This window comes from Pseudomonas sp. TZ252 (assembly GCF_056110345.1).
Genome location: NZ_CM148566.1, coordinates 3,686,244 through 3,712,758, shown reverse-complemented (window position 1 = coordinate 3,712,758; position 26,515 = coordinate 3,686,244). Strand labels below are relative to the sequence as shown.

At 65.3% G+C, this 26,515-nt stretch carries 25 protein-coding genes and 1 tRNA gene; 7 read left to right on the top strand and 19 right to left on the bottom strand.

The features are described from left to right. Position 1: 1 nt before the first annotated feature. The 8 genes from hscA to trmJ all read right to left on the bottom strand — a co-directional run bounded on the left by hscA (position 2) and on the right by trmJ (position 6,635). Complete coding sequence (hscA, locus tag ACYAF3_RS17195) at positions 2–1,861, bottom strand: Fe-S protein assembly chaperone HscA (RefSeq protein WP_012613648.1); 1,860 nt, start codon at positions 1,859–1,861, stop codon at positions 2–4. Positions 1,862–1,903: 42 nt separating this feature from the next. Beyond that, on the bottom strand, positions 1,904–2,425 hold the full coding sequence (hscB, locus tag ACYAF3_RS17190; protein ID WP_003092824.1) for a co-chaperone HscB: 522 nt from the start codon (positions 2,423–2,425) through the stop codon (positions 1,904–1,906). Positions 2,426–2,432: 7 nt separating this feature from the next. Then, positions 2,433–2,756 carry an iron-sulfur cluster assembly protein IscA gene (gene iscA / locus ACYAF3_RS17185; RefSeq protein ID WP_003100617.1) on the bottom strand — a complete coding sequence of 108 codons (324 nt, stop codon included), beginning with the start codon at positions 2,754–2,756 and terminating at the stop codon, positions 2,433–2,435. Positions 2,757–2,783: 27 nt separating this feature from the next. Beyond that, entirely contained in the window at positions 2,784–3,170 is a 387-nt protein-coding gene (gene iscU / locus ACYAF3_RS17180) for a Fe-S cluster assembly scaffold IscU (protein WP_003092829.1), read from the bottom strand. Positions 3,171–3,205: 35 nt separating this feature from the next. After that, positions 3,206–4,420, bottom strand: coding sequence for an IscS subfamily cysteine desulfurase (locus tag ACYAF3_RS17175; protein ID WP_003092832.1), 1,215 nt, complete (start codon positions 4,418–4,420; stop codon positions 3,206–3,208). 29 nt (positions 4,421–4,449) lie between these two features. After that, the gene (gene iscR, locus ACYAF3_RS17170; RefSeq protein WP_003092836.1) at positions 4,450–4,941 is read right to left on the bottom strand and encodes a Fe-S cluster assembly transcriptional regulator IscR; all 492 of its coding nucleotides are present in this window, start codon (positions 4,939–4,941) and stop codon (positions 4,450–4,452) included. A gap of 144 nt (positions 4,942–5,085) precedes the next feature. Then, complete coding sequence (gene cysE, locus ACYAF3_RS17165) at positions 5,086–5,862, bottom strand: serine O-acetyltransferase (protein ID WP_003100615.1); 777 nt, start codon at positions 5,860–5,862, stop codon at positions 5,086–5,088. Further along, the gene (gene trmJ, locus ACYAF3_RS17160; protein WP_003113799.1) at positions 5,862–6,635 is read right to left on the bottom strand and encodes a tRNA (cytosine(32)/uridine(32)-2'-O)-methyltransferase TrmJ; all 774 of its coding nucleotides are present in this window, start codon (positions 6,633–6,635) and stop codon (positions 5,862–5,864) included. Before trmJ ends, cysE begins: the two co-directional genes overlap by 1 nt. Before the next feature lie 151 nt (positions 6,636–6,786). On the opposite strand from trmJ, the gene suhB reads away from it, so the two are divergent. Then, entirely contained in the window at positions 6,787–7,602 is an 816-nt protein-coding gene (suhB, locus tag ACYAF3_RS17155) for a type III secretion system regulator SuhB (RefSeq protein ID WP_003122098.1), read from the top strand. 104 nt (positions 7,603–7,706) lie between these two features. Here the strand turns inward: suhB and ACYAF3_RS17150 are convergent, their stop codons facing one another. The 6 genes from ACYAF3_RS17150 to queA all read right to left on the bottom strand — a co-directional run bounded on the left by ACYAF3_RS17150 (position 7,707) and on the right by queA (position 13,848). After that, the gene (locus ACYAF3_RS17150) at positions 7,707–8,255 is read right to left on the bottom strand and encodes a glycine zipper 2TM domain-containing protein (protein WP_003092848.1); all 549 of its coding nucleotides are present in this window, start codon (positions 8,253–8,255) and stop codon (positions 7,707–7,709) included. A gap of 183 nt (positions 8,256–8,438) precedes the next feature. After that, positions 8,439–9,359: a protein translocase subunit SecF gene (secF, locus tag ACYAF3_RS17145; protein WP_048520820.1), complete on the bottom strand. Its 921-nt coding sequence runs from the start codon at positions 9,357–9,359 to the stop codon at positions 8,439–8,441. A gap of 10 nt (positions 9,360–9,369) precedes the next feature. Then, positions 9,370–11,232 (bottom strand): protein translocase subunit SecD, encoded by a 1,863-nt coding sequence (gene secD, locus ACYAF3_RS17140; RefSeq protein ID WP_105579081.1) that lies wholly within the window; start codon positions 11,230–11,232, stop codon positions 9,370–9,372. Positions 11,233–11,291: 59 nt separating this feature from the next. Further along, a complete protein-coding gene (gene yajC / locus ACYAF3_RS17135) occupies positions 11,292–11,630 on the bottom strand; it encodes a preprotein translocase subunit YajC (RefSeq protein ID WP_003092856.1) in 339 nt (112 codons plus the stop codon). A 43-nt stretch (positions 11,631–11,673) separates the two neighbouring features. Beyond that, positions 11,674–12,792 carry a tRNA guanosine(34) transglycosylase Tgt gene (gene tgt, locus ACYAF3_RS17130; protein WP_003100607.1) on the bottom strand — a complete coding sequence of 373 codons (1,119 nt, stop codon included), beginning with the start codon at positions 12,790–12,792 and terminating at the stop codon, positions 11,674–11,676. A gap of 12 nt (positions 12,793–12,804) precedes the next feature. Next, on the bottom strand, positions 12,805–13,848 hold the full coding sequence (queA, locus tag ACYAF3_RS17125; RefSeq protein ID WP_023088094.1) for a tRNA preQ1(34) S-adenosylmethionine ribosyltransferase-isomerase QueA: 1,044 nt from the start codon (positions 13,846–13,848) through the stop codon (positions 12,805–12,807). 102 nt (positions 13,849–13,950) lie between these two features. Between queA and ACYAF3_RS17120 the strand changes: the two genes are divergently transcribed. Further along, positions 13,951–14,037, top strand: a tRNA-Leu gene (locus ACYAF3_RS17120). Between the two features lie 324 nt (positions 14,038–14,361). Here the strand turns inward: ACYAF3_RS17120 and ACYAF3_RS17115 are convergent. Continuing rightward, the gene (locus tag ACYAF3_RS17115; protein ID WP_023088093.1) at positions 14,362–15,942 is read right to left on the bottom strand and encodes an EAL domain-containing protein; all 1,581 of its coding nucleotides are present in this window, start codon (positions 15,940–15,942) and stop codon (positions 14,362–14,364) included. Between the two features lie 129 nt (positions 15,943–16,071). Between ACYAF3_RS17115 and ACYAF3_RS17110 the strand changes: the two genes are divergently transcribed. Continuing rightward, positions 16,072–16,569 (top strand): RDD family protein, encoded by a 498-nt coding sequence (locus ACYAF3_RS17110; protein ID WP_003110924.1) that lies wholly within the window; start codon positions 16,072–16,074, stop codon positions 16,567–16,569. Positions 16,570–16,708: 139 nt separating this feature from the next. On the opposite strand, the gene lptG is transcribed toward ACYAF3_RS17110, so the two are convergent. The 4 genes from lptG to ACYAF3_RS17090 form a co-directional block, all read right to left on the bottom strand. Then, positions 16,709–17,779: an LPS export ABC transporter permease LptG gene (gene lptG, locus ACYAF3_RS17105; protein WP_003100598.1), complete on the bottom strand. Its 1,071-nt coding sequence runs from the start codon at positions 17,777–17,779 to the stop codon at positions 16,709–16,711. After that, complete coding sequence (gene lptF / locus ACYAF3_RS17100; RefSeq protein WP_003092864.1) at positions 17,772–18,890, bottom strand: LPS export ABC transporter permease LptF; 1,119 nt, start codon at positions 18,888–18,890, stop codon at positions 17,772–17,774. The genes lptG and lptF overlap by 8 nt, the downstream gene beginning before the upstream one ends. 191 nt (positions 18,891–19,081) lie before the next feature. Further along, a complete protein-coding gene (locus ACYAF3_RS17095) occupies positions 19,082–20,005 on the bottom strand; it encodes an alpha/beta hydrolase (protein ID WP_121377835.1) in 924 nt (307 codons plus the stop codon). Between the two features lie 83 nt (positions 20,006–20,088). Continuing rightward, positions 20,089–20,901, bottom strand: a complete 813-nt coding sequence (locus ACYAF3_RS17090) for an AraC family transcriptional regulator (RefSeq protein WP_003100594.1) — start codon at positions 20,899–20,901, stop codon at positions 20,089–20,091. A 336-nt stretch (positions 20,902–21,237) separates the two neighbouring features. Between ACYAF3_RS17090 and ACYAF3_RS17085 the strand changes: the two genes are divergently transcribed. The 4 genes from ACYAF3_RS17085 (at position 21,238) to ACYAF3_RS17070 (ending at position 26,503) form a co-directional block, all read left to right on the top strand. Continuing rightward, positions 21,238–22,725, top strand: coding sequence for a leucyl aminopeptidase (locus tag ACYAF3_RS17085; protein WP_009313447.1), 1,488 nt, complete (start codon positions 21,238–21,240; stop codon positions 22,723–22,725). Beyond that, on the top strand, positions 22,722–23,150 hold the full coding sequence (holC, locus tag ACYAF3_RS17080) for a DNA polymerase III subunit chi (RefSeq protein ID WP_003100593.1): 429 nt from the start codon (positions 22,722–22,724) through the stop codon (positions 23,148–23,150). The genes ACYAF3_RS17085 and holC overlap by 4 nt, the downstream gene beginning before the upstream one ends. Before the next feature lie 11 nt (positions 23,151–23,161). After that, positions 23,162–23,530, top strand: a complete 369-nt coding sequence (locus ACYAF3_RS17075) for a hypothetical protein (RefSeq protein ID WP_003112023.1) — start codon at positions 23,162–23,164, stop codon at positions 23,528–23,530. A gap of 120 nt (positions 23,531–23,650) precedes the next feature. Next, a complete protein-coding gene (locus tag ACYAF3_RS17070) occupies positions 23,651–26,503 on the top strand; it encodes a valine--tRNA ligase (RefSeq protein WP_003092872.1) in 2,853 nt (950 codons plus the stop codon). Positions 26,504–26,515 lie beyond the last annotated feature (12 nt).

Sequence of the window (26,515 nt, the reverse complement as noted above, 5' to 3'; positions counted from 1 at the left end):
CTTATTCCTCGATTTCGTTGAGCCGGCGGCCGGAGAGCGCGGCCTTGACGGTCGCGTCCATCCGCCGCGCGGCGAAAGCGTCGGTCACCTGGGACAGGCGCTTGATCTGGTTCTCGATGGCCGCGGTGTCGCTACCACCGGCCAGTTCACGCAAGGTGTCCATCTGCGCCGCGATGGCCAGGCGCTCCTCTTCGTCCAGGAGCCGCTCGCCGTCGACGTCCAGCGCCGACTGCACGGCCTCCAGCAGCCGCTGCGCCTCGACCTGCTGTTCGCGCAGGGCGCGGGCAGCCTTGTCGTCGCCGGCGTAGTCGAAGGAGTCCTTGAGCATCCGCGCGATCTCGCCGTCGGTCAGCCCATAGGACGGCTTGACCTGGATGCTGGCCTCGACGCCGGAACTCAGTTCGCGTGCGGACACGCCGAGCAAGCCGTCGGCGTCGACCTGGAAGGTCACCCGGATTTTCGCCGCGCCCGCCACCATCGGCGGAATGCCGCGCAGCTCGAAGCGCGCCAGCGAACGACAATCCTTCACCAGCTCGCGCTCGCCCTGCAGCACGTGGATCATCATGGCCGTCTGGCCGTCCTTGTAGGTGGTGAACTCCTGGGCGCGCGCCACCGGGATGGTGGTATTGCGCGGAATCACCTTCTCCATCAGCCCGCCCATGGTTTCCAGGCCGAGCGACAGCGGAATGACGTCCAGCAGCAGCAATTCCTCGCCGCGCTTGTTGCCGGCCAGGGCATCGGCCTGGATGGCCGCGCCGATGGCGACCACCTGGTCCGGATCGATATCGGTCAGCGGCTCGCAGCCGAACAACTCGCCAACCGCCGTGCGCACACGGGGCACGCGGGTCGAGCCACCGACCATCACCACCGAGCGGATTTCTTCCAGATCGACACCGGAGTCGCGCACCGCTCGGCGGCAGGACTTCAGGCTGCGAGCGACGAACGGCTCGATCAACTCGTCGAGCGTCGCCCGGCTCAGCTCGCCGCTCCAGTCGCCGTAGGCGACCCGGACCGACGCCTCGTCGGTAAGACGCTCCTTGGCCGCACAGGCGATTTGCAGCAACTGCCGCTGGCTGCCCGGGTCCAGATCGGCAGAAAGGCCAGCCTCCTCGATCACCCAGCCAGCGATGGCATGGTCGAAGTCGTCGCCGCCCAGGGCCGTATCGCCGCCGGTGGCCAGGACTTCGAAGACACCGCGGGTCAGGCGCAGGATGGAAATGTCGAAGGTTCCACCACCCAGGTCATAGATGGCCACCAGGCCTTCCGCGCCCTTGTCCAGGCCGTAGGCCACGGCGGCGGCGGTCGGCTCGTTGAGCAGGCGCAGGACGTTCAGTCCGGCCAGGCGCGCGGCATCCTTGGTAGCCTGGCGCTGGGCGTCGTCGAAATAGGCCGGCACAGTGATCACCGCACCCACCAGCTCGCCACCGAGGGTGGTTTCGGCGCGCTGGCGCAGCTCACGCAGGATGTCCGCCGAGACTTCCACAGGACTCTTCAACCCCTGTACGGTCTCGATGAAGGGCATGTGCGACTCGCCCTGGCGGAAGCGGTAGGGCAATTGCTCGCCCAGTTGCTTGACGTCCTCCAGGCCGCGCCCCATCAGGCGCTTGACCGAAATGACGGTATTGAAGGGATCCTCCGCGGCGGCCGCGCGGGCGCTCTCGCCCACTTCCGCCCGCTCGGCGTGATAACGCACCGCGGAAGGCAGGATCAGGCGCCCCTGCGCATCCGGCAAGGGCTCGGCGACGCCGCTACGCACCGCGGCGACCAGCGAATTGGTGGTACCCAGGTCGATCCCAACCGCCAGGCGACGCTCATGGGGCTTGGGACTCTGACCGGGCTCGGCGATCTGCAGTAGGGCCATGCTCTGTCTTAACTATGGGGTGCGGCCCGGGGGCCGCAGGGATTAATCGTCGAGTCGCTCTTCCAGCTGGCGCACTTCCTGCGCGAGCTTGTCGAGGAACTGCATGCGACGGACCAGGCGTTCGGCCTCTTCGCGGCGCTGCGCATCGTCCCAGCACGCGGCGAACTCACGCTCCAGCTCGGCCTGGGCGGCCTTGAGCCGACGCTTGAAAGTCGCCACGCCGGCCAGGTCGGCGCTGTCCTGCAACTCCTCCAGCTCCTCGCGCAGCTGCATCTGCTGCAGGAGAAACTCCGGATCCTGCACCGTAGCCTCCAAGGGCAACTCGTGACCACTCAGGGTCAACAGGTACAGGGCCCGGCGCGGAGCGCTCTTCAGGGTCTGGTAGGCCTCGTTCAGTTGCGCCGCGCGTTCCAGGGCGAGACGCTGCTCGCGCTCGGGAGCGTCGGCGAAACGGTCGGGATGGACGCTGCGCACCAACTCGCGATAGCGCTGGCCGAGCTCGTCGAGATCGACCAGGAAAGCCGGTTGCAGGTCGAACTGGGCGAAATGACAGGGTTTACCCACGCCGGCCTCAGACGTTGAAGCTTTCGCCGCAGCCGCATTCGCCACGAACGTTGGGATTGTTGAACTTGAAGCCTTCGTTGAGCCCTTCGCGAGTGAAGTCCAGCTCGGTGCCATCGAGATAGACCAGGCTTTTCGGGTCGATGATGACCTTCACGCCATGGCTCTCGAAGACCAGGTCCTCGGCCGCCAGTTCATCGACGAATTCGAGGACATAGGCAAGCCCGGAACAGCCAGTGGTGCGCACGCCAAGACGGATACCCTCGCCCTTGCCGCGCCCCTCGAGGGAGCGCTGCACGTGTTTGGCGGCGGCTTCGGTCATGCTGATGGCCATTGCAACTCCTTACTCGTCACGAGCGGCTTAGAGCAAACCCTTCTTCTGCTTGTAGTCGCGAACGGCGGCCTTGATGGCGTCTTCGGCGAGAACGGAGCAGTGGATCTTCACCGGCGGCAGGGCCAGCTCTTCGGCGATGGTGGTGTTCTTGATGGTTTCCGCCTCGTCCAGGGTCTTGCCCTTCATCCACTCGGTGGCGAGGGAGCTGGAGGCGATCGCGGAACCGCAACCGTAGGTCTTGAACTTGGCGTCTTCGATCACGCCCTGCTCGTTGACCTTGATCTGCAGGCGCATCACGTCGCCGCAGGCCGGCGCGCCGACCATGCCGGTGCCGACGTTGGGATCGGCAGCGTCGAGCTTGCCGACGTTGCGCGGGTTTTCGTAGTGGTCGATGACCTTTTCGCTATATGCCATGGCTAATCCTCACGTTTTTCCGGGGCACGAGGCGCTCAGTGCGCCTGCCATTCGACCTGGGACAGGTCGACGCCCTCTTTGTACATATCCCACAGCGGCGACAGTTCGCGCAGCTTGGAAACGGCCTCGACCACCTTCTTCGCGGCATAGTCGATCTCTTCCTCGGTGGTGAAGCGACCGAAGGTGAAGCGGATGGAGCTATGCGCCAGTTCGTCGTTGCGGCCCAGGGCGCGCAATACGTAGGACGGTTCCAGGGACGCCGAGGTACAGGCCGAACCGGAGGAGACCGCGAGGTCCTTGAGCGCCATGATCAGCGACTCGCCCTCGACGTAGTTGAAGCTGACGTTGAGGTTGTGCGGGACGCGGGAGGTCATGCTGCCGTTGATGTAGAGCTCTTCCAGGCCGTCGATCTGCGCGAAGAAGCGGTCGCGGAGCGCCAGCACGCGGGCGTTCTCCTGGGCCATTTCTTCCTTGGCGATGCGGAACGCCTCGCCCATGCCGACGATCTGGTGGGTGGCCAGGGTGCCGGAACGCATGCCGCGCTCATGGCCGCCACCGTGCATCTGACCCTCGATGCGGACGCGCGGCTTGCGCCGGACGTAGAGCGCGCCAATGCCTTTCGGGCCGTAGGTCTTGTGCGCGGAGAAGGACATCAGGTCGACCTTGAGCTTGTCCAGGTCGATCTCGACCTTGCCGGTCGACTGTGCGGCGTCGACGTGGAACAGCACGCCGCGGGAGCGGGTCAGCTCGCCGATGGCGGCGATGTCGTTGACGGTGCCGATCTCGTTGTTCACGTGCATGACCGAGACCAGGATGGTGTCGTCACGCAGCGCCGCCTCGACCAGAGCAGGAGTGATCAGGCCATCTTCGCCCGGCTCCAGGTAGGTCACTTCGAAACCTTCGCGCTCCAGCTGGCGGCAGGTGTCGAGGACCGCCTTGTGCTCGATCTTCGAGGTGATGATGTGCTTGCCCTTGCCCGAGTAGAAGTGCGCGACGCCCTTGATCGCCAGGTTGTCGGACTCGGTGGCGCCGGAGGTCCAGACGATCTCGCGGGGATCGGCGTTGACCAGTTCGGCCACCTGGCGACGGGCGTTTTCCACGGCTTCTTCGGCTTTCCAGCCGAACACGTGGGAACGCGAAGCCGGGTTGCCGAAGTTGCCGTCCATCAGCAGGCATTCGCTCATTTTCTGGGCGACGCGGGGATCGACGGGAGTGGTCGCGGAGTAATCGAGGTAGATCGGCAATTTCATCAGGTAACTCCTACAGGCTGGCGCCCTGCTCAGTCGATGGCGGACGCTTCAATCTTGTCGAGACGAGGCGTCTTGCCTGAGCAACGGCGTTCGTCCTGGCGCAGCGCGACCTCCTGGACCTCCTGGCGGCTGACCAGATCGGCCAGGCTGATGCCGCTGAGGAACTCATGGATCTGCAAACTGAGGTCGCACCACAGGTGGTGGGTCAGACAGGTATCGCCGGAGTGGCAATCGCCCTGCCCCTGGCAGCGGGTCGCATCGACGGATTCGTTGACCGCGTCGATCACCTGCGCCACATGGATGCCCGACATATGGCGGGACAGCTGGTAGCCGCCGCCCGGGCCGCGCACGCTGGTCACCAGGTTGCCACGGCGCAACTTGGCGAACAGCTGTTCGAGATAGGACAGGGAAATGCCTTGGCGTTCGGAGATATCGGCCAGCGAGACCGGACCTTGCTGAGCATGCAGCGCCAGGTCGAGCATGGCGGTTACGGCGTAGCGGCCTTTGGTGGTCAGACGCATGGGCTTTTCCCATCGGGATCATTCGGGGTTGACGCGGATTATGCTCTTATCCGAGTAATTAGGTCAACTATAAGACCGATCAAATTACTCAGGATTAGGCAAATTCAGGGCGCTACATGCTAGCAGAAAGCCGCCGGCCGCGCATTACGCGGCCGGATTGCCGTCCTCATCCTTGACTCCGGCGAAATCTTCCTCGCGCAATACCGGCAGGTCCTTCGCGCAATAGTCGCTACCCAGGGCGGTGAGCGCCTGGCACATGCCCTCGAGCCGGCCGTCGACGGCCTGCAGGTGATCGAGCAACTGACCAATGGCACGCGCCACCGGGTCCGGCATGTCCTGGCTGACCCCATAGGCATCGAAGCCGAGCTTCTCCGCCATCGCCTGGCGCTTGGCCTGCTGCTCGGAGTCCTCGCGCATGATGATCCGCCCGGGAATGCCGACCACGGTGGCACCCGGCGGGACTTCCTTGGTCACCACGGCGTTGGAGCCGACCTTGGCGCCCTCGCCGACGGTGAACGGGCCGAGCACCTTGGCACCGGCACCGACCACTACGTTGTTGCCGAGGGTGGGGTGGCGCTTGCCCTTGTTCCAGGTGGTGCCGCCCAGGGTAACACCCTGATAGAGGGTGACGTCGTCGCCGATCTCGGCGGTTTCGCCGATGACGATGCCCATGCCGTGGTCGATGAAGAAGCGCCGGCCGATCCTGGCCCCCGGGTGGATCTCGATGCCGGTCATCCAGCGGCCGAAATTGGACACCAGGCGCGCCAGCCACTTCCAGCCGGACGTCCACAAGCCGTGGGCCAGCCGATGCAGCCAGACGGCGTGCAGGCCCGGATAACAGGTGAGGACCTCGAGTGCGTTGCGAGCCGCCGGATCACGGTGGAATACGCTTTGGATATCTTCACGCACACGTTCGAACATCAGTCGTCACTCCGCTTGTAGGACAGGCCTCGGGCCACCTTCTGGGTTTCGGTCAGGATCCCGCGCAGGATATTCATTTCCAGCTTGCTGATCGCGCTGCGCCCATACAGGCGCCGCAACCGCGACATCAGGTGGCGCGGCTTCTCCGGATCGAGGAAGCCGATATCGATCAGCGTCCTCTCCAGATGCGCGTAATAGAGTTCCAGCTCGTCGGCCGTCACCAGCTCGGTGTTGAGCATCGAGGTGGACTCGAACTTTTCCATCTTGGTCGGCTTGCCCTGGGCCGCCAGCCACGCCATGCGCACCTCGTAGGTGAGCACCTGGACCGCGGCCGCCAGGTTCAGCGAGCCGAACTCGGGATCGGAGGGGATATGCACATGGAACTGGCAGCGCTGCAATTCTTCGTTGGTCAAACCCGCATATTCGCGCCCGAATACCAGGGCCACCTCGCCATTCGCCTCCAGGTGCTCCAGGCAGGTCGTCGCGCACTCGCGCGGATCCAGCAGCGGCCAGGGAATCCGCCGGTCGCGGGCGCTGGTGCCGAGCACCACGCTGCAGCCGATCAGGGCCTCTTCCAGGGTGTCCACCACCCTTGCGGCGTCGAGGATGTCGGTGGCGCCGGAAGCCCGCGCCACCGCGTCGCCGTGGGGAAAGCTTTCCGGCTGCACCAGCACCAGTTGCGACAGGCCCATGTTCTTCATGGCACGGGCCGCCCCGCCGATGTTGCCGGGATGACTGGTGTTGACCAACACCACACGAATACGGTCGAGCAACGCCGATGCTCTCCAACGCCAAGTTACTGAAGGGTGTGAAATCCTACAGCAGAGGTCAGCTTTATACCATGCGGCCGACAGGTCGCCCTTCAAACGCCATCGGTTTCTGCTAGAATGGCCGGCTTTCTTTAACGACCCAGGTGACCTCTCCATGCAGCCTATGCTGAATATCGCCCTGCGCGCCGCTCGCAGCGCCGGTGAACTGATTTTCCGCTCCATCGAACGCCTGGATGTCATCTCGGTCAACGAGAAGGATGCCAAGGACTACGTGACCGAAGTCGATCGCGCCGCCGAGCAGACCATCATCGCCGCGCTGCGCAAGGCCTATCCGACTCACGCGATCATGGGCGAGGAAGGCGGCTTCATCGAAGGCAGCGGCGAGGGCGCCGATTACCTCTGGGTGATCGATCCGCTGGACGGCACCACCAACTTCATCCATGGCGTACCGCACTTCGCCGTGAGCATCGCCTGCAAGTACAAGGGCCGCCTGGAGCACGCCGTGGTCCTCGACCCGGTACGCCAGGAAGAATTCACCGCCAGCCGCGGTCGCGGCGCCGCCCTCAACGGTCGCCGCCTGCGCGTCAGCGGCCGCAAGAGCCTGGAAGGCGCCCTGCTCGGCACCGGGTTCCCGTTCCGCGACAACCAGATCGACAATCTCGACAACTACCTGAACATGTTCCGCAGCCTGGTCGGCCAGACCGCCGGCATCCGCCGCGCCGGCGCCGCCAGTCTGGACCTGGCCTACGTCGCCGCCGGACGCTACGATGCCTTCTGGGAATTCGGCCTGTCCGAATGGGACATGGCGGCAGGCGCCCTGCTGGTACAGGAAGCCGGCGGCCTGGTGAGCGACTTCACCGGCAGCCACGAATTCCTCGAGAAGGGTCACATCGTCGCCGGCAACACCAAATGCTTCAAGGCACTGCTGACCACCATCCAGCCGCACCTGCCGCCGTCGCTGAAGCGCTGATCCGCCGCTGACGAAGAACCCGGCCTGGCGCCGGGTTTTTCATCTCCATGAAAATGCACAAGGGCGCCCGCGGGCGCCCTTGTGCATCATTGCGACAGTCAGGCTCAGCGCAGCGTTTCGCCCTGGCTGAGGATCAGCCGGCCATTCTTGTCGACCGGGATCTGGCTGCCCGGATCGCGCTCCATGCGGATCTGCCCGGCCTTGCCGTCGAGCATGTACTTCACGTCATAGCCGACGACCTTCTCGCTGCTGTCGTGCACGGTGCTGCAGCGGGTTTCGGTGGTGGTGTAGGTGTCACGCTCCTGCATGCCTTCCTGCACCTTGTTGCCGGCGTAGCCGCCGCCGACGGCGCCGGCCACGGTGGCGATCTTCTTGCCGGTACCGCCGCCGATCTGGTTGCCCAGCAAGCCGCCGACCACCGCACCGATGGCGGTACCGGCGATCTGGTGCTGGTCCTTGACCGGACGCTGGCGGGTCACGGCCACGTCCTTGCAGACCTGGCGCGGCGTCTTGATGGTTTCCTTGACCGGCTGGACAGCGACGACCTCGGCGTAGTCGGGACCGCGATCCACCAGGCTATAGGTGGCTACCGCGCCACCTGCGGTCACGCCTACGGCACCCAGAACGGCCCCGACGAGCATCGACTTGTTCACATGTACCTCCTGGCTTTCATCCAATGCGGGCTATGTTCGCCCTTTGCCTTGCCTAGGACTGGGCAAAAACCACCAAGTTCCAGGCTCCCGACAAACGTTTCGTTGGCGCAGATACGAAAACTCCCGCCAAAAGCGGGAGTCCTCGAGTGACCGGCAGGCGCCGGAGTGCCGAACCAGAGCGCCTCAGGGGCGATCGTCGACGGTGTCCTTGGCCTGCGGCGGGATCAGGTCCTCGCTGGTCAGGTTCAGCCAGATCAATACCACGTTGGCGATGTAGATCGACGAGTAGGTACCCGCCATTACACCGACGAACAGGGCGATGGAGAAACCGAACAGATTGTCGCCGCCGAAGAACAGCAGCGCGGCGATGGCCAGCAGCGTGGAAACCGAGGTGGCGATGGTACGCAACAGGGTCTGGCTGGTGGAGATGTTCAGGTTCTCGACCAGATCGGCCTTGCGCAGCACGCGGAAGTTCTCGCGCACCCGGTCGAAGATCACGATGGTGTCGTTCAGCGAGTAACCGACCACCGCCAGCACAGCGGCGAGGACGGTCAGGTCGAAGGTCACCTGGAAGAACGACAGCACGCCCATCACGATGATCGCATCGTGCACCAGCGAGAGGATCGCACCGAGGGCGAACTTCCACTGGAAGCGGAAGCCGACGTACAGCAGGATGCCGCCCAGCGCCAGGAGCATGCCGAGGCCGCCCTGGTCGCGCAGTTCTTCACCCACCTGCGGGCCGACGTACTCGACCCGCTTCAGGTTCGCCGGGTTGCCGGCATCGGCCTGCTGCAAGGCGGTAGCGACCTTCTTGCCCAGTTCCGGGTCCTCGCTGGGCATCCGCACCAGCACGTCGCGGGCGTCGCCGAAGCTCTGCACCACGGCGTCCTCGTAGCCGGCGCCGACCAGTTGACCACGCACCTTGCCGAGATCGGCCGGTTGTTCGTAGGTCAGCTCGATCAGCGTACCGCCGGTGAAGTCGAGGCCGAAGTTGATGCCCTTGGTGAACCAGCTGCCCAGGGCGATGACGGTCAGGATCAGGGTGACGGCAAACGCGATGTTGCGGATGCCCATGAAGTTGATGGTACCGATCTTGATATTCATCTCAGTCCCCTTAGATCCACAGCTTCTTGAAGTCACGCCCGCCGAAGATCAGGTTGACCATTGCGCGGGTGACCATGATGGCCGTGAACATCGAGGTGATGATGCCGAGCGACATGGTCACGGCAAATCCTTTCACCGGGCCGGTGCCCATGGCGTAGAGGATGCCGCCGACCAGCAGCGAGGTCAGGTTGGCGTCGAGGATCGCGGTGAAGGCACGGTTGAAGCCTTCGTGGATCGCCCTCTGGACCGACATGCCATTGGCCAGCTCCTCGCGTATCCGCGAGAAGATCAGCACGTTGGCGTCCACCGCCATGCCCATGGTCAGCACGATACCGGCGATGCCCGGCAGGGTCAGGGTCGCGCCGAGGATCGACATCAGCGCTACCAGCATGACCATGTTGAAGGCCAGCGCAACGGTGGCGATCACGCCGAAGAAACGGTAGATGACGATGATGAACAGCGATACGAAGAGCATGCCCCAGAGCGACGCATCGACACCCTTGGCGATGTTGTCCGCCCCCAGGCTCGGGCCGATGGTGCGTTCTTCGGCGAAGTACATCGGTGCAGCCAGGCCGCCGGCACGCAGCAGCAGGGCCAGTTCGGAGGACTCGCCCGGGCCATCGAGGCCGGTGATGCGGAACTGGTTGCCCAGCGGCGACTGGATGGTCGCCAGACTGATGATCTGCTTCTCTTCCTTGAACGCCGGAACCGCGACCTCCTTCTCGACGCCATCGACCATCTGCTTGGTGTAGCGGGTCACCGGCTTCTGCTCGATGAACACCACCGCCATGCTGCGGCCGACGTTGTTGCGGGTGGCGCGGTTCATCAGCTCGCCGCCGTGGCCATCCAGGCGGATGTTCACCTGCGGGCGGCCGTTCTCGTCGAAACTGGCGCTGGCGTCGGTGACCTGGTCGCCGGTGATGATCACCCCGCGCTCCAGCGGCACCGGCGGACGGCGCGGCTCGCGGAACTCGAAGGTCTCGGTGGCGGACTTCAGGGCGTCCGGCTCGGCGGCCAGGCGGAATTCGAGGTTGGCGGTCTTGCCGAGGATTCGCTTGGCTTCCGCGGTGTCCTGCACGCCCGGCAGCTCGACCACGATGCGATTGGCGCCCTGGCGCTGCACCAGCGGCTCGGATACGCCCAGCTCGTTGACCCGGTTGCGGACGGTGGTGAGGTTCTGCTTGATGGAGTACTCGCGGATTTCCGCCAGTTTGGCCTGGGTCAGGGCGACACGCAGGACCTGCAGGCCGTTGCGCTCTTCGGGCACGACCTCGAAATCGCGGAAGTCCTTGGCGATCAGGCTGCGCGCCTTGTCCAGGAATTCGCTGTCGGTGAAGCCGAGCTGGATCGCGCGATCCTGGATCGGCAGGCTGCGGTAGCGCACGCGCTCCTTGCGCAGCAGGCTCTTCACTTCGCTTTCATAGACCTTCAGGCGGGCATCGACCGCCTTGTCCATGTCCACTTCCAGCAGGAAGTGCACGCCGCCGGACAGGTCCAGGCCGAGCTTCATTGGGCTGCCGCCCAGCTTGCGCAGCCACTCGGGAGTGGTCTGGGCCAGGTTCAGCGCCACCACGTAGTCGTCGCCCAGGGTCCGGCGCACCACTTCCTTGGCGGGAAGCTGGTCGTCCTGCTTGACCAGGCGGATCAGGCCGCCCTTCTTCGACAGGCTGTCGGCCTTCACCGCGATACCGGCGTCGGTCAGCGCCTTGGCAGCGCGGTCGACGTCGGCCTGGGTGACCTGCAGCGCCGTGTTGGCGCCGCTGATCTGCACCGCCGGGTCGTCCGGGTAGAGGTTGGGTGCGGAATAGATGAACCCGACGGCGAGGACCGCCAGGATCAGCAGATATTTCCACAGAGGATACTTGTTGAGCATGACACCGCCCGTTATGACGCGGGGCGCCTTGCGCGCCCCGTCATGTGTTTAGGTGAAAATCAGATCGCTTTCAGGGTGCCTTTCGGCAGGGTCGCGGCAATCGCGGCCTTCTGGAACTTCAGCTCGACGTTGTCGGAGACCTCGACGACGACGAAATCGTCGGCGACCTTGGTCACCTTGCCGGCGATACCGCCGGAAGTGACGACTTCGTCACCTTTTTGCAGGTTGCCCAGCAGGTTCTTGTGTTCCTTGGCGCGCTTGGCCTGGGGACGCCAGATCATCAGGTAGAAGATGACCAGGAAACCAACCAGGAAGACCCACTCGAAACCGGTGCCGGCCGGGCCAGCGGCTGCCGGAGCGGCTGCGTCGGCGTAGGCAGCGGGAATTAGAAAGCTCATGTAGCACTCCTGTCACAAAGCAATAGAGTTGGATAAAGGAAAGTCAGGCATCCAGCGGCGGCGTGGGAAGGCCGCGCTTGGCATAGAAGGCATCGACAAAGGCGGCCAATGTACCCTGTTGGATTGCCTCGCGCAAACCAGCCATAACCCGCTGATAATGCCGCAAGTTGTGGATGGTATTGAGCATGCTACCGAGCATTTCCCCGCACTTGTCCAAGTGGTGCAGATAGGCGCGGGAAAAATGTTTGCAGGTGTAACAGTCGCAGGTCGGGTCGAGCGTGGAGTCGTCGTGCTTGTGTACCGAGTTGCGGATCTTGATCACCCCGCTGTCGACGAACAGGTGGCCGTTGCGCGCATTGCGCGTCGGCATCACACAGTCGAACATGTCCACGCCGCGGCGCACGCCTTCCACCAGGTCTTCCGGCTTGCCCACGCCCATCAGGTAGCGCGGCTTGTCGGCCGGCATCTGCGGCGGCAGGAAATCGAGCACGCGGATCATCTCTTCCTTCGGCTCGCCCACCGACAAACCACCGATGGCCAGGCCGTCGAAGCCGATCTCCTGCAAGCCATCCAGCGAGCGCAGGCGCAGGTCCTCGTGCATACCGCCCTGGACGATGCCGAACAGCGCCGACGGGCTATCGCCATGGGCGATCTTCGAGCGCTTGGCCCAGCGCAGCGACAGCTCCATGGAGCGCTTGGCGACGTCATGGTCGGCCGGGTACGGCGTGCACTCGTCGAAGATCATCACGATGTCCGAGCCCAGGGCGCGTTGCACCGCCATGGACTCCTCCGGCCCCATGAAGACCTTGGCGCCGTCCACCGGCGAGGCGAAGGTCACGCCCTCCTCCTTGATCTTGCGCATGGCTCCCAGGCTGAACACCTGGAAACCGCCGGAATCGGTGAGGATCGGGCCTTTCCACTGCATGAAGTCGTGCAGGTCGCCGTGGCGCTGGATCACCTCGGTGCCCGGGCGCAACCAGAGATGGAAGGTGTTGCCGAGGATGATCTGCGCGCCGATGTCCTCGATGTCGCGCGGCAACATGCCCTTCACCGTGCCGTAGGTGCCCACCGGCATGAAGGCCGGGGTCTCGACCACGCCGCGGGGGAAGGTCAGGCGGCCGCGACGGGCCTTGCCGTCGGTCGCCAGCAGCTCGAAGTTCATGAAGCTCATGGATCAGTCCTCGGGTCCGCGGGGCGCGGGATTGCGGGTGATGAACATGGCATCACCGTAACTGAAGAAGCGATAGCCCTGCGCCACCGCCGCGGCGTAGGCGGCCATGGTCTCCGGGTAGCCGGCGAAGGCCGAGACCAGCATCAGCAGGGTGGATTCGGGCAGGTGGAAGTTGGTGACCAGGGCATCGACCACATGGAACGGCCGGCCCGGGAAGATGAAGATGTCGGTGTCGCCGCTGAACGGCTTCAGCTCACCGTCGCGTGCCGCGCTTTCCAGCGAGCGCACGCTGGTGGTGCCGACGGCGACTACCCGGCCGCCGCGGGCCCGGCAGGCGGAAACCGCGTCCACCACGTCCTGGCCGACCTCCAGCCATTCGCGGTGCATCACATGGTCCTCGATACGCTCGACACGCACCGGCTGGAAGGTACCGGCGCCGACATGCAGGGTAACGAAGGCGGTATCCACCCCCTTCGCGCGGATCGCCTCGAGCAGCGCCTCATCGAAGTGCAGGCCGGCGGTCGGGGCCGCCACCGCACCGGCGCGCTGGGCGTAGACGGTCTGGTAGCGCTCGCGGTCGGCCGCATCGTCCGGTCGGTCGATATAGGGAGGCAACGGCATGTGCCCGACCCGCTCCAGCAAAGGCAGCACAGGCTCGGCGAAAGCGAGTTCGAACAGGGCGTCGTGGCGTTGCAGCATCTCCGCGCTGCCACCGCCTTCGACGAGGATCCGCATACCGGGCTTGGGCGCCTTGCTGGCGCGTATGTGGGCAAGCACCCGGTGCTGGTCGAGCACGCGCTCGACCAGGACCTCCAGCTTGCCACCGGACTCCTTCTGGCCGAACAGGCGCGCCGGGATCACCCGGGTATTGTTGAACACCATCAGGTCGCCCGGACGCAGGTAGTCCAGGAGATCGGCGAATTGTCTGTGGGCGAGGGTTCCCGTCGGGCCATCCAGCGCCAACAGGCGGCTTGCGCGGCGTTCAGGCAGGGGATGACGGGCGATCAGGGCCTCGGGCAAGTCGAAATGAAAATCGGCGACACGCATGGGGAGACTCTCGAAAGGCCGCGTAGCTTACCGGAAATGTGTTTTCCCCGCCACGAACCCGATTGACCAACGGTAGGCGCCTCCCTATACTGCGCCGCCATTGCCTCGGTGGCGGAATCGGTAGACGCGGCGGATTCAAAATCCGTTTCTGGCGACAGAGTGAGAGTTCGAGTCTCTCCCGAGGCACCATCCTGACTTCCCAAGCGTTTCCAGGGGAGCACAGGACAGCAGAGAAACCGGCCTTCGCGCCGGTTTTTTGTTGTCCGCGATCTGGCTGATCCGGCCTGCAAATAAAAAAAGGCAGCGCTGGAGTCGAGACGCTGCCTTTTACCCGAGCTGCTGTCTTCCCAGCTCGGCGAAAAAAATCTACCACAGCCGACGCCAAAAAGAAGCCCCGCGGATGCGGGCTTCTTGTCGCGCCAGGGGCGGTTTGCACCTGTTCGGTCTGCGGGTCTTTTGCTCATCCGTGACGAATAAGCTGGCAGCTCGCCCCTGGCGCGGGACTTTCAGCCGCTAGCCTCCGTCCGCCGGCAGTGCGACGACGGAAGCCCCCTGCCCTTCCTGCACAGTCAGGCTGGAAAGCAGACTCTCCAGCGGCATCGGCCGGCCGATCAGGTAGCCCTGCAGGTAATCCACCCCGCGGGCGGCTAGGTAGTCACGCTGCTCGGGGGTCTCCACGCCTTCGGCGACGATATCCAGGTCGAGCTTGGCGGACAGCTCGACGATGCTGTCGAGAATATGCCCGGAAAGAGTATCGATGCCGATGCGGGCGACGAAGCTCTGGTCGATCTTCAGGCAGTCCACCTGGAACTTGCGCAGGTAGGCCAGGCTGGAATGTCCAGTGCCGAAATCGTCGATGGCGATCTTCACTCCCAGGGCATGCAATTCGTCGAACAGGCGGTCGGTGACTTCGCTCGACTCGATCAGCTCGCGCTCGGTCAGTTCCAGGACCAGGGTGATGTGCCCGGGCGGAAACGCCGCCAACAGCTCGCGACAGTCGTCCACCAAGGCCAGTTCGTGGCAATGGGTGGCACTGATGTTGAAACCGATGTGGAAGCCTGGCTCCAGCTTCCCGGCATGCCCGCCCAGGTCTTCCGCGACCTGGCGCATCAGCGCGCGCGTCATCGGTACGATCAGTCCCGAGCGCTCGGCGAAAGGTATGAACAGGTCGGGCCGGATCAGTCCCTCACGCGGATGACGCCAGCGCATGAGCACCTCGACGCCTATCCAGCGTCCGCCCTGGCCGGGACTCAGCGGCTGGTAGTAGGGAATGAACTCGTTGGCCTCCAGGGCCCGGCGCAGTTCGCTGCTGGGCGAGGCGACCCGCCTGGATAGCCAGTAGCACAGAGTGCCGGCCAGCAGTCCGAAGAACAGTAGCAGGCCGAACATCGCCGGGTTCTGCGAGCGGATCGATCGCCACTCCTCACCCTCGGGGAAGCCCGACAGCACCCGCAACGGATAACGCTGCGAAGCGAGCGATACGGCGGCGACCTCATAGGTGGGCGGCGCGTCGCGGTGGGTGCGGCCCTCGGCATCCAGCCAATTGGGACCGACCACCAGCACCTGGCGGCTGCGTCGGTCGACGAGGTCCAGCACGTAGCTCAAATAGCGCCCGTCGATCGCCGCCAATACCCCGCGCTTGCCGTCGGAGTCCCGCAGGACCAGCAGCGCGGCGTCCGGCGTGACCTGGTTGCCGGGCATAAGCCAGAGGCGCCCGTCGACATAGTTCTCGATCCGCACCGGCTCGTCGAAGCCGCCGAACAACGACGTGCAATAGATCGTATTGTCGCGCGTCAAATTGACCGAGCGCACGAACGGCATGGTCGCCACTTGCTCGCGCAGCGCCAGTTCGGCCTCGGGACAGGAGCGCCCCGCCACCGGCATGACCTTGCGCGCAGCCAGCGCGGCGTTGTCGAGCATCCGTTCGAACTGCCGCACCGCATTCCCGGCTGCCTGCTCGGACGTTTCCTGGAGGCTTCGCTCGGCCTGCCAGTAGAGGATGAGCAGACCCAGGAGAATGGGCATCACCCCGACCAGCACGGACAACGACAGCCGGAGCGCCTTTCTCCTGGCTCGCTTCACCGGAATCGGCATAGAAAAGACTCGTAATGATTGGGGTCTGCGCAAAGACTAGAACAGCCGGGGAAAAGCGTTGCCCGGGTGGGCGGCGCAAGCTGCGGATGGACGTATAATCCCCGGTTTTGCCCCGCACGGAACACGCCGATGCCGAAACACATGCTTTCTCCCCAGGGCGACTATGCCCCTGCCGGTCTGGTCCGCCGCCTGGCGGCGATGTTCTATGACTTCCTGCTCTGCGTGGCGCTGATGATGGTGGTCACCCTGGTCTACCAGCAAGGCATCCTTCGACTGATCTACGGCAGCGACCATCTGCGCGAACTGGCCGACCGCGGCGCGCTGATCGGCGACCCGCTGCTCTCGACCCTGCTGGTGTTCGCCCTGTTCGGCTTCTTCGCCAAATTCTGGACCCACAACGGCCAGACCCTGGGCATGCAGGTCTGGGGACTGCGCGTGCAGAACCGCGACGGCAGCGCCATCAGCCTGCTCCAGGCGCTGCTGCGCTTCATGATCGCCATCGCCTCCTGGCTGTGCCTCGGCCTCGGCTTCCTCTGGATGCTCTGGGACAAGGACAAGCGTACCTGGCACGACCGCTATTCGGAGAGCCAGGTGGTCAGGCTGCCGAAGAACACTCACAAGAAGTGAGCGAAACAGGTCCGCAGAACGCGCTGTTTTCGCCTTCGTCGCGCCGGCGGCCAGGCCGCTGGATCCCCGCCCGACGCGAAAAGGAAATACAAAGGCCACCCGAAGGTGGCCTTTTTTCATACCCGGCCTGCCGGGCCTGTCAGCCCGCCCGGCGTAGCAGCCAGACACCCGCCAGTGCGCAGATCGAGGCGGGGATCACCACCGCCAGCAGCGGGGGGAAGTCGAACACCAGGCTGGAGGGTCCGAGCAGGTCCTGGGCGATGCGGAAGACGAAGCCCACCAGCACGCCGGTGAAGATCCGCTGGCCCAGGGTCACCGAGCGCAACGGACCGAAGATGAAGGAAATCGCCATCAGCACCAGCGCGGCGGTCACCAGCGGTTGCAGGACCTTGGTCCAGAACGCCAGCCAGTAGCGGTTATTGTTCAGGCCCTGGCCGGCGAGATAGTGGATGTACTGCCAGAGACCGCTGATAGACAGCGCCTCGGGCTCCATCACCACAGTGTTCAGCAGTTGCGGGCTGAGCTGCACGTCCCAGGGCTCGGTCAGCGAATTCATGACCACCGTATGCTTGACTTCCTTCATGTAAAGAAACGTGGTGGTCACTTCTTCCAGTTGCCACTGGCCGTTCTCGAAGCGCGCGCGCTTGGCGAAACTGGCCGATTCCAGGCCACGCTGCTCGTCGAAGTGGTAGCGGGTCACGCCGTACAGCACGCCATTGGGCTGCACCGCGTTGATGTGGATGTACTCGCGCCCCTGGCGATGCCACAGACCGCGCTTGGAGCTTTGCGAATCGCCGCCGCCCTGGGCCAGGGCGCGGCCGCTCTGGGCGATGTTCTCGGTCCAGGGCGCGACGTACTCGCCAACCAGGATGCCGGCCAGCATCAGCACCAGCATCGGTTTCATCACCGCCCAGACGATCCGCGACAGGGATACCCCGGCCGCGCGCATGATGGTCAGTTCGCTGTTGCTGGCCAGGGTGCCGAGGCCGACCAGGCAGCCGATCAGCGCCGCCATCGGCAGCATGTCGTAGGCGCGCCGTGGCGCGGTGAGGAAGATGAAGCGCAGGGCATCGCCAATGCCGTAGCTGGCGCTGATGTCGTTGAGTTCGTCGATGAAGGCGAACAGCAGCGCCAGGCCGAGGATCACCCCGAGCACCGCGAGGATCGCGACGAAGACGGTGACACCGATGTAACGATCGAGCTTAACCATGCGCCACCTCGCGACCGGCACGGGAGGACGCCAGCTTCAGGCGCAAGGGTTCCCAATAGAACAGAAGAAGACCGATCGCCAGGAATAGTCCGTGGACCCACCACAGGCCGATGGCCATGGGGATCTTGCCTTTGTCCAACTGGCCACGGACAGCGATCAGCAGGGCCAGGTAGCCCATATAAAGGAGGATCGCCGGCAGCAGCTTGAGGAAGCGCCCCTGGCGTGGGTTGACCCGCGACAGCGGCACCGCCAACAGGGTCACCACGAACACCAGCAGCGGGGTCGACAGGCGCCACTGCAATTCGGCCTGGTAGCGTGGGTTGTCGCTGCCGAACAGGTCGGCGGTGGGCACCGCGTCACGCTCGCTCACCTCGCTGCTGGCCTCGGGCTTGGGCAGCATCACGCCATAGGTGTCGTACTGGATCGCCCGGTAGTTGGCCTGCCCGGGATTGCCGTCGTAGCGGTAGCCGTTGTGCAGGATCAGGTAACGGCTGCCATCCGCCTGGATGTTCTGGGTGCCCTTCTCCGCCACCAGGATGGAGATGCCGCGTTCCTGGTTGCTACTGTTGAGGTCCTTCTGCGAAATGAAGATGCCGGCCAGTTCGCCGCGATCCTTCGACAGTTCCTCGGTATAGGTCACCCGGGTACCGTCGCGCATTGCCTGGAAACGGCCCGGGACCAGGGTGTCGAACTCGGTCAGGGTATCCTGCTTGTTCAACAGCAGGGCGAACTGGTTGATGCCCTGGGGCGCCAGGAACAGGCTCAGCCAGGCCACCAGGATCGCCACCAGCAGCGCCGGCGCCATGGTATAGCCGAGCAGGCGCTTCTGGCTCATGCCGGTCGCCGAGAGCACGGTCATCTCGCTTTCCAGATAGAGTCGCCCGTAGGCCAGCAGGATGCCGAGGAACAGGCCAAGCGGCAGGATCAGCTGCAGGAAGCCGGGAATCCGGAACGCCATGATCAGGAACAGCGAACCGGGGTCGAGCAACCCCTGCGCCGCTTGCGCCAGGTACTTGATGAAACGGCCACTCATGATGATCACCAGCAGCACGGCGCTGACGGCGCTCATGGTGACCAGCACTTCACGGGACAAATAACGGAAAACGATCAATCCGGACACTCCTGGGTTGCCAGGCTCTGACGGGGCCCGTCGGCCCCGTCATCACGCGTTTCCGGCCATGGCGGCATGGCGCGGAGAAAATAGCCGGCATTATCCTGCGATTCGGCGGGCCTGTCACTGCGCAGGCCGAACCAAGAGCCCGATAGACCGTCGAGGCGAACGCTCGTTCAGCGCTTGCCGATTTATTCGACGACTGTCGCTGGCTGCTCGCCGCCCTCTCCGAGATGACGGACGAACCAGTCTGCCGCAGCCTGGCTGGTGGCGTCGAAATGCTCGATGTACGGCGTGAAATGGCCGCCGGCGAGCATCAGCAGCCGCTTGGGCGGCAACGCCCGCTGGTAGGCCTCCAGGCAAAGGTCCGTGGGCGTAAGCAGGTCCCGGTCGGCAACGATCATCAGCAGCGGCGTGGGGCTGATCCGCCCAATGTGAATGCCCGGCTCGTTCTCTCGCGCCAGCTCGGCGCTACGCAGGGTCACCCGGTTGCACCAGTTCGGTGCCAGCGCCGCGCTGTCGGTGAAGAACCGGTGGGCGTCCGCGCCGGCCATCGCGCAAGGCTCGTCGGGGCTCGCGGCGACCGCCGGCAACAGCGCCGGCGGCAAGCCCTCGAAGCGCCGCTGGCGGTCCGCGTCGAAGCTTGCCAGCAATGCCGGCAACTGCTCGGCGCGGGTCCGGCGCAACGCCGAGGCATGGCCGCTGACGGTCGGCACCTGCGCCACCACGCATTTCACCCGCCGATCCAGTGCGGCCACTTCCAGCACATGTCCGCCGCTGTAGCTGGTTCCCCAGATGCCGATGCGCCTCGCGTCGACCCGTGCCTGGGCGCCCAACCAGGTGATCGCGTCGCGATAGCCGCGACGCTGGATCACCGGATCGATTTCCTGGCGCGGCTCGCCGTCGCTGTCGCCGAAGTTCGGATGATCGTAGAGGAGCACGACGAAGCCGGCGGCGGCGAATACCTCGGCGTAACGGTCCAGGTACTGCTCCTTCACCCCGGAAAAACCGTGCGTCATGACGATCGCCGGCCGCTCGGCACGCGCTTCCGGCAAATACAGCCAGCCGCGCAGGGCGACACCCTCGGAGCAGAATTCCACGTTCAGTCGTTGCATGCTTGCCTCCCGGGGCAGTCGTCTGGAAACGGGCCCAGCATAGGAATCCTGCCGCGTCGGCGCCGCCCGCCAACGGACGAAGGCTACGCCGAATCGGACAAGGCGAAGTAGCGGCTCGGCGTGCTCCCGGTCAGGCGTCGGAACATGGCACTGAATGCGCTGGGCGTCTGGTAGCCGAGATCCACGGCGATCCGCGCCACCGCTTCGCCAGCCGCCAGGCGTGGCAGGGCGGCGGCCAGGCGCACCTGGTGGCGCCAATGGACGAAGGTCACTCCCAGTTCGGAGAGAAACAGCCGTGCCAGGGTCCGCGAGGACGCCCCCACGTAGCGCGCCCACTCCTCCAGCCCGCGAGGGTCGGCCGGGTTCTCCAGCAGCGCCTGGCAGACTCTTCCCAGGCGTCGGTCCGCGGGGTCGGGCAAGGCCAGGGGCTGTTCCCGCGACCACTCCAGTTCGTCCAGCAGCACCGCCATCAACCGCCCCTCCCGGCCGCGCTCGTCGTACAACAACGGCAGGCCGGCGGCGCGCACGATCAACTCGCGCAACAATGGGCTGACCATCACTCCGCGCGGCACCCGGGGGAATTCCGGCGGGCAGGACTGCGGCCGGACATAGACAGTGTGCAAGCGGACCTCGCCGCGCGCCAGCATCGCGTGCGCCATCCCCGCCGGCATCCATACCGCGCGCTGCGGCGGGACCAGCCATAGCGTGCGACCGACATGCAGTTCGATCACGCCCGACAGGGCATGGATCAACTGCGCCCGCTCGTGCCGGTGCTCGGCGACCACGAAACCCGCCGGGAAGGTCTTGGCCATGACCCCGAGCGGCCGGCCGACTCGCTGGTAATCGCGCGGATCGGTACTCCGGGCGGGATCCGCGACTGGTTTGCTGGCGGGCACGGTGCGACTCCTGCGGAACGAAACGTTCATTATAGGGACGCGGCATGGCCGCGGGTTCCCATGCGTACACAGTCGTGCCAGACACGCCGCAGTTGTGCGACCATGTGCGGCAACGGCCGGGAGGCACCGCCAACCCGGCTCCGGCGCTGTAGAACCTCGGTTGCCATCCTCGGCATGGAACGACCCCCGCCGCAACGACTAAGCTGTCGCTGCCTGCGTCACCGCCCCGGCGGCGACCGTCAGTCCTCGGGACGAATCGTGCTTGGAACAATCGCTTACCGCTAACGGATGCCGCCCCTTGCGCCATCCCGACTGTCTGTATTGGGGACCTCTTCCATGGAATTCCTTGTTAAAAGCGTACGCCCGGAAACCCTGAAAACCGCCACCCTGGTGCTCGCCGTAGGCGAAGGCCGCAAGCTCGGCGCCAGCGCCAAGGCGGTCGACGACGCCACCGGCGGCGCCATCAGCGCAGTGCTCAAGCGTGGCGACCTGGCCGGCAAGGTCGGCCAGACCCTGCTCCTGCAGAGCCTGCCCAATCTCAAGGCCGAGCGCGTGCTGCTGGTCGGCGCCGGCAAGGAGCGCGAACTGGGCGACCGCCAGTACCGCAAGCTGGCCTCCGCCGTGCTGTCGACCCTCAAGGGCCTGGCCGGCGCCGATGCCGCGCTGGCCCTCGGCGATCTCGCGGTGAAAGGCCGCGATGCCCACGCGAAGGCGCGTCTGCTGGTGGAAACCCTGGCCGATGGCCTGTACGTGTTCGATCGCTACAAGAGCCAGAAAGCCGAGCCGCTGAAACTGAAGAAGCTGACCCTGCTCGCCGACAAGGCCGACAGCGCCGCCGTCGAGCAAGGCAGCAAGGAAGCTCAGGCCATCGCCAATGGCATGGCCCTGACCCGCGATCTCGGCAACCTGCCGCCGAACGTCTGCCATCCGACGTTCCTCGGCGAGCAGGCCAAGGGCCTGGCCAAGGAGTTCAAGGGCCTGAAGGTCGAGGTCCTCGACGAGAAGAAACTGCGCGAGCTGGGCATGGGCTCGTTCCTCGCCGTCGCCCAGGGCAGCGACCAGCCGCCGCGGCTGATCGTCCTGCAATACAACGGCGCGAAGAAAGACCAGGCCCCGCACGTGCTGGTCGGCAAGGGCATCACCTTCGACACCGGCGGCATCAGCCTCAAGCCGGGCCAGGGCATGGACGAGATGAAGTTCGACATGTGCGGCGCCGCCAGCGTCTTCGGCACCTTCCGCGCGGTGCTCGAACTGCAGTTGCCGATCAACCTGGTCGGCCTGCTCGCCTGCGCCGAGAACATGCCCAGCGGCGGAGCCACCCGTCCGGGCGACATCGTCACCACCATGAGCGGGCAGACCGTCGAGATCCTCAACACCGACGCCGAAGGGCGCCTGGTGCTGTGCGACGCACTGACCTACGCCGAGCGCTTCAAGCCTCAGTCGGTGATCGACATCGCCACCCTCACCGGCGCCTGCATCGTCGCCCTGGGCAGCAACACCTCGGGCCTTATGGGCAACAACGAAGCGCTGGTCAGGCAACTGCTCAAGGCCGGCGAGTTCGCCGACGACCGCGCCTGGCAATTGCCGCTGTTCGACGAATACCAGGAACAGCTGGACAGCCCGTTCGCCGACATCGCCAACATCGGGGGGCCGAAGGCCGGCACCATCACCGCCGGCTGCTTCCTCTCGCGCTTCGCCAAGAAATACCACTGGGCGCACCTGGACATCGCCGGCACCGCCTGGATCAGCGGCGGCAAGGACAAAGGCGCCACCGGCCGCCCGGTTCCGTTGTTGACCCAGTACCTGCTGGAACGGGCCAAGTGACCCGGGTCGATTTCTACGTGATCCCCAGCGCCGATCCGTCGGCGCGCCTGCAGGTCGCCTGCCGCCTGGCCGAGAAGGCCTGGCGGCAGGGCATGCAGGTCTACCTGCATTGCGCCGACGAGGCACAGCGCAGCGAGTTGGACGGCCGCCTGTGGAGCTTCCGCGGCGAGGCCTTCATTCCTCACAGCCTGGCCGAGGAAGACGCCGAGGCGCCCGTCGCCCTGGGCCTGGGCGAGCCCCCAGGGAACCATCGCGACCTGCTGATCAACCTGACCCTCGAGGCCCCCGGCTTCGTCCCGAACTTTTCGCGGGTGGCCGAACTGGTGGTCGAGGAGCCGGCGATCCGCCAGGCGGCACGGGATAAATTCCGCTTCTACCGGGAGCAGGGCTATCCTCTACAGGACCATCGCCTGCCGCGTATCTGAAGTGCACGACCATGGACAGCCACAAACCGACACAACCCCCGGAGCAGTTGCTCGATGACCTGGAGTCGATCCACGACCTGCTCTACGAACGGAACGAGCCGCCCTTGCTGACCGAATCCTTCGAGCCGGACAACATTCCCCTGCTCTCCGACGTCGTCTCCCCCGGTACCGCCCCGCGCGCGCCAGAGCCGCAGGCCGCGGCAGCCACCACGGCAGGGCTGGCGCCCGCCGAACAGGAGCGCCTGGACGACGAGTTGCGAGCGTCCGCCGAACTGATCCTGCAGGAAGTCATCGACGACTTCGCCCCGCAGATCGAAGCCGAACTGCGCCGCCGCCTGCAAGCCCGCCTGGGTCGCCTGCTCGGCCAACGCAACGGCTGATCCGGACGCGGCGGGCGCCCGCCGCGGCCCGCGGCCTTACCCCCGGGCTGCCATCCCCGCTATACTCCCGGACTTTCTTCGCATTTTCCCCAGCCATATTCAGCTTTGGTCCCCTTTCGCATGGACAAGACTTACCAGCCGCACGCCATCGAGACTTCCTGGTACGAGACCTGGGAGTCCAACGACTACTTCGCTCCGAGCGGCGAAGGCCAGCCCTACACCATCATGATCCCGCCGCCGAACGTGACCGGCAGCCTGCACATGGGCCATGGCTTCAACAACGCGATCATGGACGCGCTGATCCGCTACCGCCGCATGCAGGGCCGCAACACCCTGTGGCAGCCGGGCACCGATCACGCCGGCATCGCCACCCAGATGGTGGTCGAGCGCCAGCTCGGCGCCCAGGGCGTGAGCCGCCACGACCTCGGCCGGGAGAAGTTCCTGGAGAAAGTCTGGGAATGGAAGGAACAGTCCGGCGGCAACATCACCCGGCAGATTCGTCGCCTGGGCTCCTCGGTGGACTGGTCGCGCGAGCGCTTCACCATGGACGACGGCCTCTCCGAAGCGGTCAAGGAAGCCTTCGTGCGCCTGCATGAAGACGGCCTGATCTACCGCGGCAAACGCCTGGTGAACTGGGACACCAAGCTGCACACCGCGATTTCCGACCTGGAAGTGGAAAACCACGACGAGAAGGGCCACCTCTGGCACCTGCGCTACCCGCTGGTGAACGGCGCGAAGACCAGCGAAGGCCTGGATTACCTGGTGGTCGCCACCACCCGTCCGGAAACCCTGCTGGGCGACGCCGCGGTCGCGGTGCACCCGGAAGACGAGCGCTACGCCAAGCTGATCGGCCAGTTCGCCGAACTGCCGATCGTCGGCCGGCACATCCCGATCATCGCCGACGAGTACGTCGACCGCGAATTCGGCACCGGCTGCGTGAAGATCACCCCGGCCCACGACTTCAACGACTACGAAGTGGGCAAGCGCCACGACCTGCCGCTGATCAACATCTTCGACAAGAACGCCGCGGTGCTGGCCCAGGCCCAGGTGTTCCACCTCGACGGCAGCGTCAACCCGAACCTCGACCCCAGCCTGCCGCAGAGCTACGCCGGCATGGACCGCTTCGCCGCGCGCAAGGCCATCGTCGCCGAGTTCGAGGCCATGGGCTTGCTCGAGAAGGTCGACGACCACGCGCTGAAAGTACCGAAGGGCGACCGCTCCGGCACCGTCATCGAGCCCTGGCTGACCGACCAGTGGTACGTCAGCACCAAGCCGCTGGCCGAAGACGCCATCGCCGCCGTGGAAGACGGCCGTATCCAGTTCGTGCCCAAGCAGTACGAGAACATGTACTTCTCCTGGATGCGCGACATCCAGGACTGGTGCATCAGCCGCCAGCTCTGGTGGGGCCACCGCATCCCGGCCTGGTACGACGAGGCCGGCAACGTCTACGTCGGCCGCGACGAGGTCGAGGTGCGCACCAAGCACAAGCTCGGCAACGAGGTCGAGTTGCGCCAGGACGAAGACGTTCTCGACACCTGGTTCAGCTCCGGCCTGTGGACCTTCTCCACCCTCGGCTGGCCGCAGCAGACCGAGTTCCTCAAGACCTTCCACCCCACCGACGTACTGGTCACCGGCTTCGACATCATCTTCTTCTGGGTCGCGCGGATGATCATGCTCACCATGCACCTGGTGAAGAACCCCGACGGCACCCCGCAGATCCCGTTCAAGACCGTCTATGTCCACGGCCTGGTGCGCGACGGCCAGGGCCAGAAGATGTCCAAGTCCAAGGGCAACGTGCTCGACCCGCTGGACATCGTCGACGGCATCGACCTCGATACCCTGCTGCAAAAGCGCACCAGCGGCATGATGCAGCCGAAGCTGGCGGAGAAGATCGCCAAGCAGACCCGCGCCGAATTCCCCGAAGGCATCGCCAGCTACGGCACCGACGCCCTGCGCTTCACCTTCTGCTCGCTGGCCTCCACCGGCCGCGACATCAAGTTCGACATGGGCCGCGTCGAAGGCTTCCGCAACTTCTGCAACAAGATCTGGAACGCCGCCAACTTCGTCATCGAGAACACCGATGGCCAGGACACCGGGGTCAACGGCGAGCCGGTCGAGCTGTCCTCGGTCGACCGCTGGATCATCTCCCAGTTGCAGCGCACCGAGCAGGAAGTCACCCGCCAGCTCGACGCCTTCCGCTTCGACCTGGCCGCCCAGGCCCTCTATGAGTTCATCTGGGACGAGTACTGCGCCTGGTACCTGGAGCTGGTCAAGCCGGTGCTGTGGGACGAGAACGCCCCCATCGAGCGCCAGCGCGGCACTCGTCGCACCCTGATCCGCGTGCTGGAGACGGCCCTGCGCCTGGCGCACCCGTTCATGCCGTTCATCACCGAGGAAATCTGGCAGCGCATCAAGGGCCAGGCCGGCAAGGAAGGTCCGACCCTGATGCTGCAACCCTGGCCGGTGGCCGACGAAGGCAGGATCGACGCCGCCGCCGAAGGCGACATCGAGTGGGTCAAGGCGCTGATGCTCGGCGTGCGGCAGATCCGCGGCGAGATGAACATCTCCATGGCCAAGCGCATCGACATCATCCTCAGGAACGCCTCGCCCAGCGACCACCGCCGCCTGGCCGACAACGAGCCGCTGCTGATGAAACTGGCCAAGCTGGAAAGCATCCGCGTGCTGGAAGCCGGCGAGGAAGCGCCGATGTCCGCCACCGCCCTGGTCGGCGACATGGAAGTATTGGTGCCGATGGCCGGCCTGATCGACAAGAGCGCCGAACTGGGGCGCCTGGACAAGGAGATCCAGCGCCTGGAAGGCGAGGTCAAGCGCGTCGGCGGCAAGCTGTCCAACGAAGGCTTCGTCGCCAAGGCCCCGGCCGACGTGATCGAGAAGGAACGCGCCAAGCTCGCCGAGGCCGAACAGGCCCTGGCCAAGCTGGCCGAGCAACGGCAGAAGATCGCCGCGCTCTAACTCCAGCGCCCG

Coding starts and splice junctions, on each gene's coding strand:
- hscA (WP_012613648.1), bottom strand. CDS start 1,861: ATGGCCCTACTGCAGATCGCCGAGCCCGGTCAGAGTCCCAAGCCCCAT.
- iscA (WP_003100617.1), bottom strand. CDS start 2,756: ATGGCCATCAGCATGACCGAAGCCGCCGCCAAACACGTGCAGCGCTCC.
- iscU (WP_003092829.1), bottom strand. CDS start 3,170: ATGGCATATAGCGAAAAGGTCATCGACCACTACGAAAACCCGCGCAAC.
- ACYAF3_RS17175 (WP_003092832.1), bottom strand. CDS start 4,420: ATGAAATTGCCGATCTACCTCGATTACTCCGCGACCACTCCCGTCGAT.
- iscR (WP_003092836.1), bottom strand. CDS start 4,941: ATGCGTCTGACCACCAAAGGCCGCTACGCCGTAACCGCCATGCTCGAC.
- cysE (WP_003100615.1), bottom strand. CDS start 5,862: ATGTTCGAACGTGTGCGTGAAGATATCCAAAGCGTATTCCACCGTGAT.
- suhB (WP_003122098.1), top strand. CDS start 6,787: ATGCAGCCTATGCTGAATATCGCCCTGCGCGCCGCTCGCAGCGCCGGT.
- secF (WP_048520820.1), bottom strand. CDS start 9,359: ATGAATATCAAGATCGGTACCATCAACTTCATGGGCATCCGCAACATC.
- secD (WP_105579081.1), bottom strand. CDS start 11,232: ATGCTCAACAAGTATCCTCTGTGGAAATATCTGCTGATCCTGGCGGTC.
- yajC (WP_003092856.1), bottom strand. CDS start 11,630: ATGAGCTTTCTAATTCCCGCTGCCTACGCCGACGCAGCCGCTCCGGCA.
- tgt (WP_003100607.1), bottom strand. CDS start 12,792: ATGAACTTCGAGCTGCTGGCGACCGACGGCAAGGCCCGTCGCGGCCGC.
- queA (WP_023088094.1), bottom strand. CDS start 13,848: ATGCGTGTCGCCGATTTTCATTTCGACTTGCCCGAGGCCCTGATCGCC.
- ACYAF3_RS17115 (WP_023088093.1), bottom strand. CDS start 15,942: ATGCCGATTCCGGTGAAGCGAGCCAGGAGAAAGGCGCTCCGGCTGTCG.
- ACYAF3_RS17110 (WP_003110924.1), top strand. CDS start 16,072: ATGCCGAAACACATGCTTTCTCCCCAGGGCGACTATGCCCCTGCCGGT.
- lptG (WP_003100598.1), bottom strand. CDS start 17,779: ATGGTTAAGCTCGATCGTTACATCGGTGTCACCGTCTTCGTCGCGATC.
- ACYAF3_RS17095 (WP_121377835.1), bottom strand. CDS start 20,005: ATGCAACGACTGAACGTGGAATTCTGCTCCGAGGGTGTCGCCCTGCGC.
- ACYAF3_RS17085 (WP_009313447.1), top strand. CDS start 21,238: ATGGAATTCCTTGTTAAAAGCGTACGCCCGGAAACCCTGAAAACCGCC.
- ACYAF3_RS17075 (WP_003112023.1), top strand. CDS start 23,162: ATGGACAGCCACAAACCGACACAACCCCCGGAGCAGTTGCTCGATGAC.
- ACYAF3_RS17070 (WP_003092872.1), top strand. CDS start 23,651: ATGGACAAGACTTACCAGCCGCACGCCATCGAGACTTCCTGGTACGAG.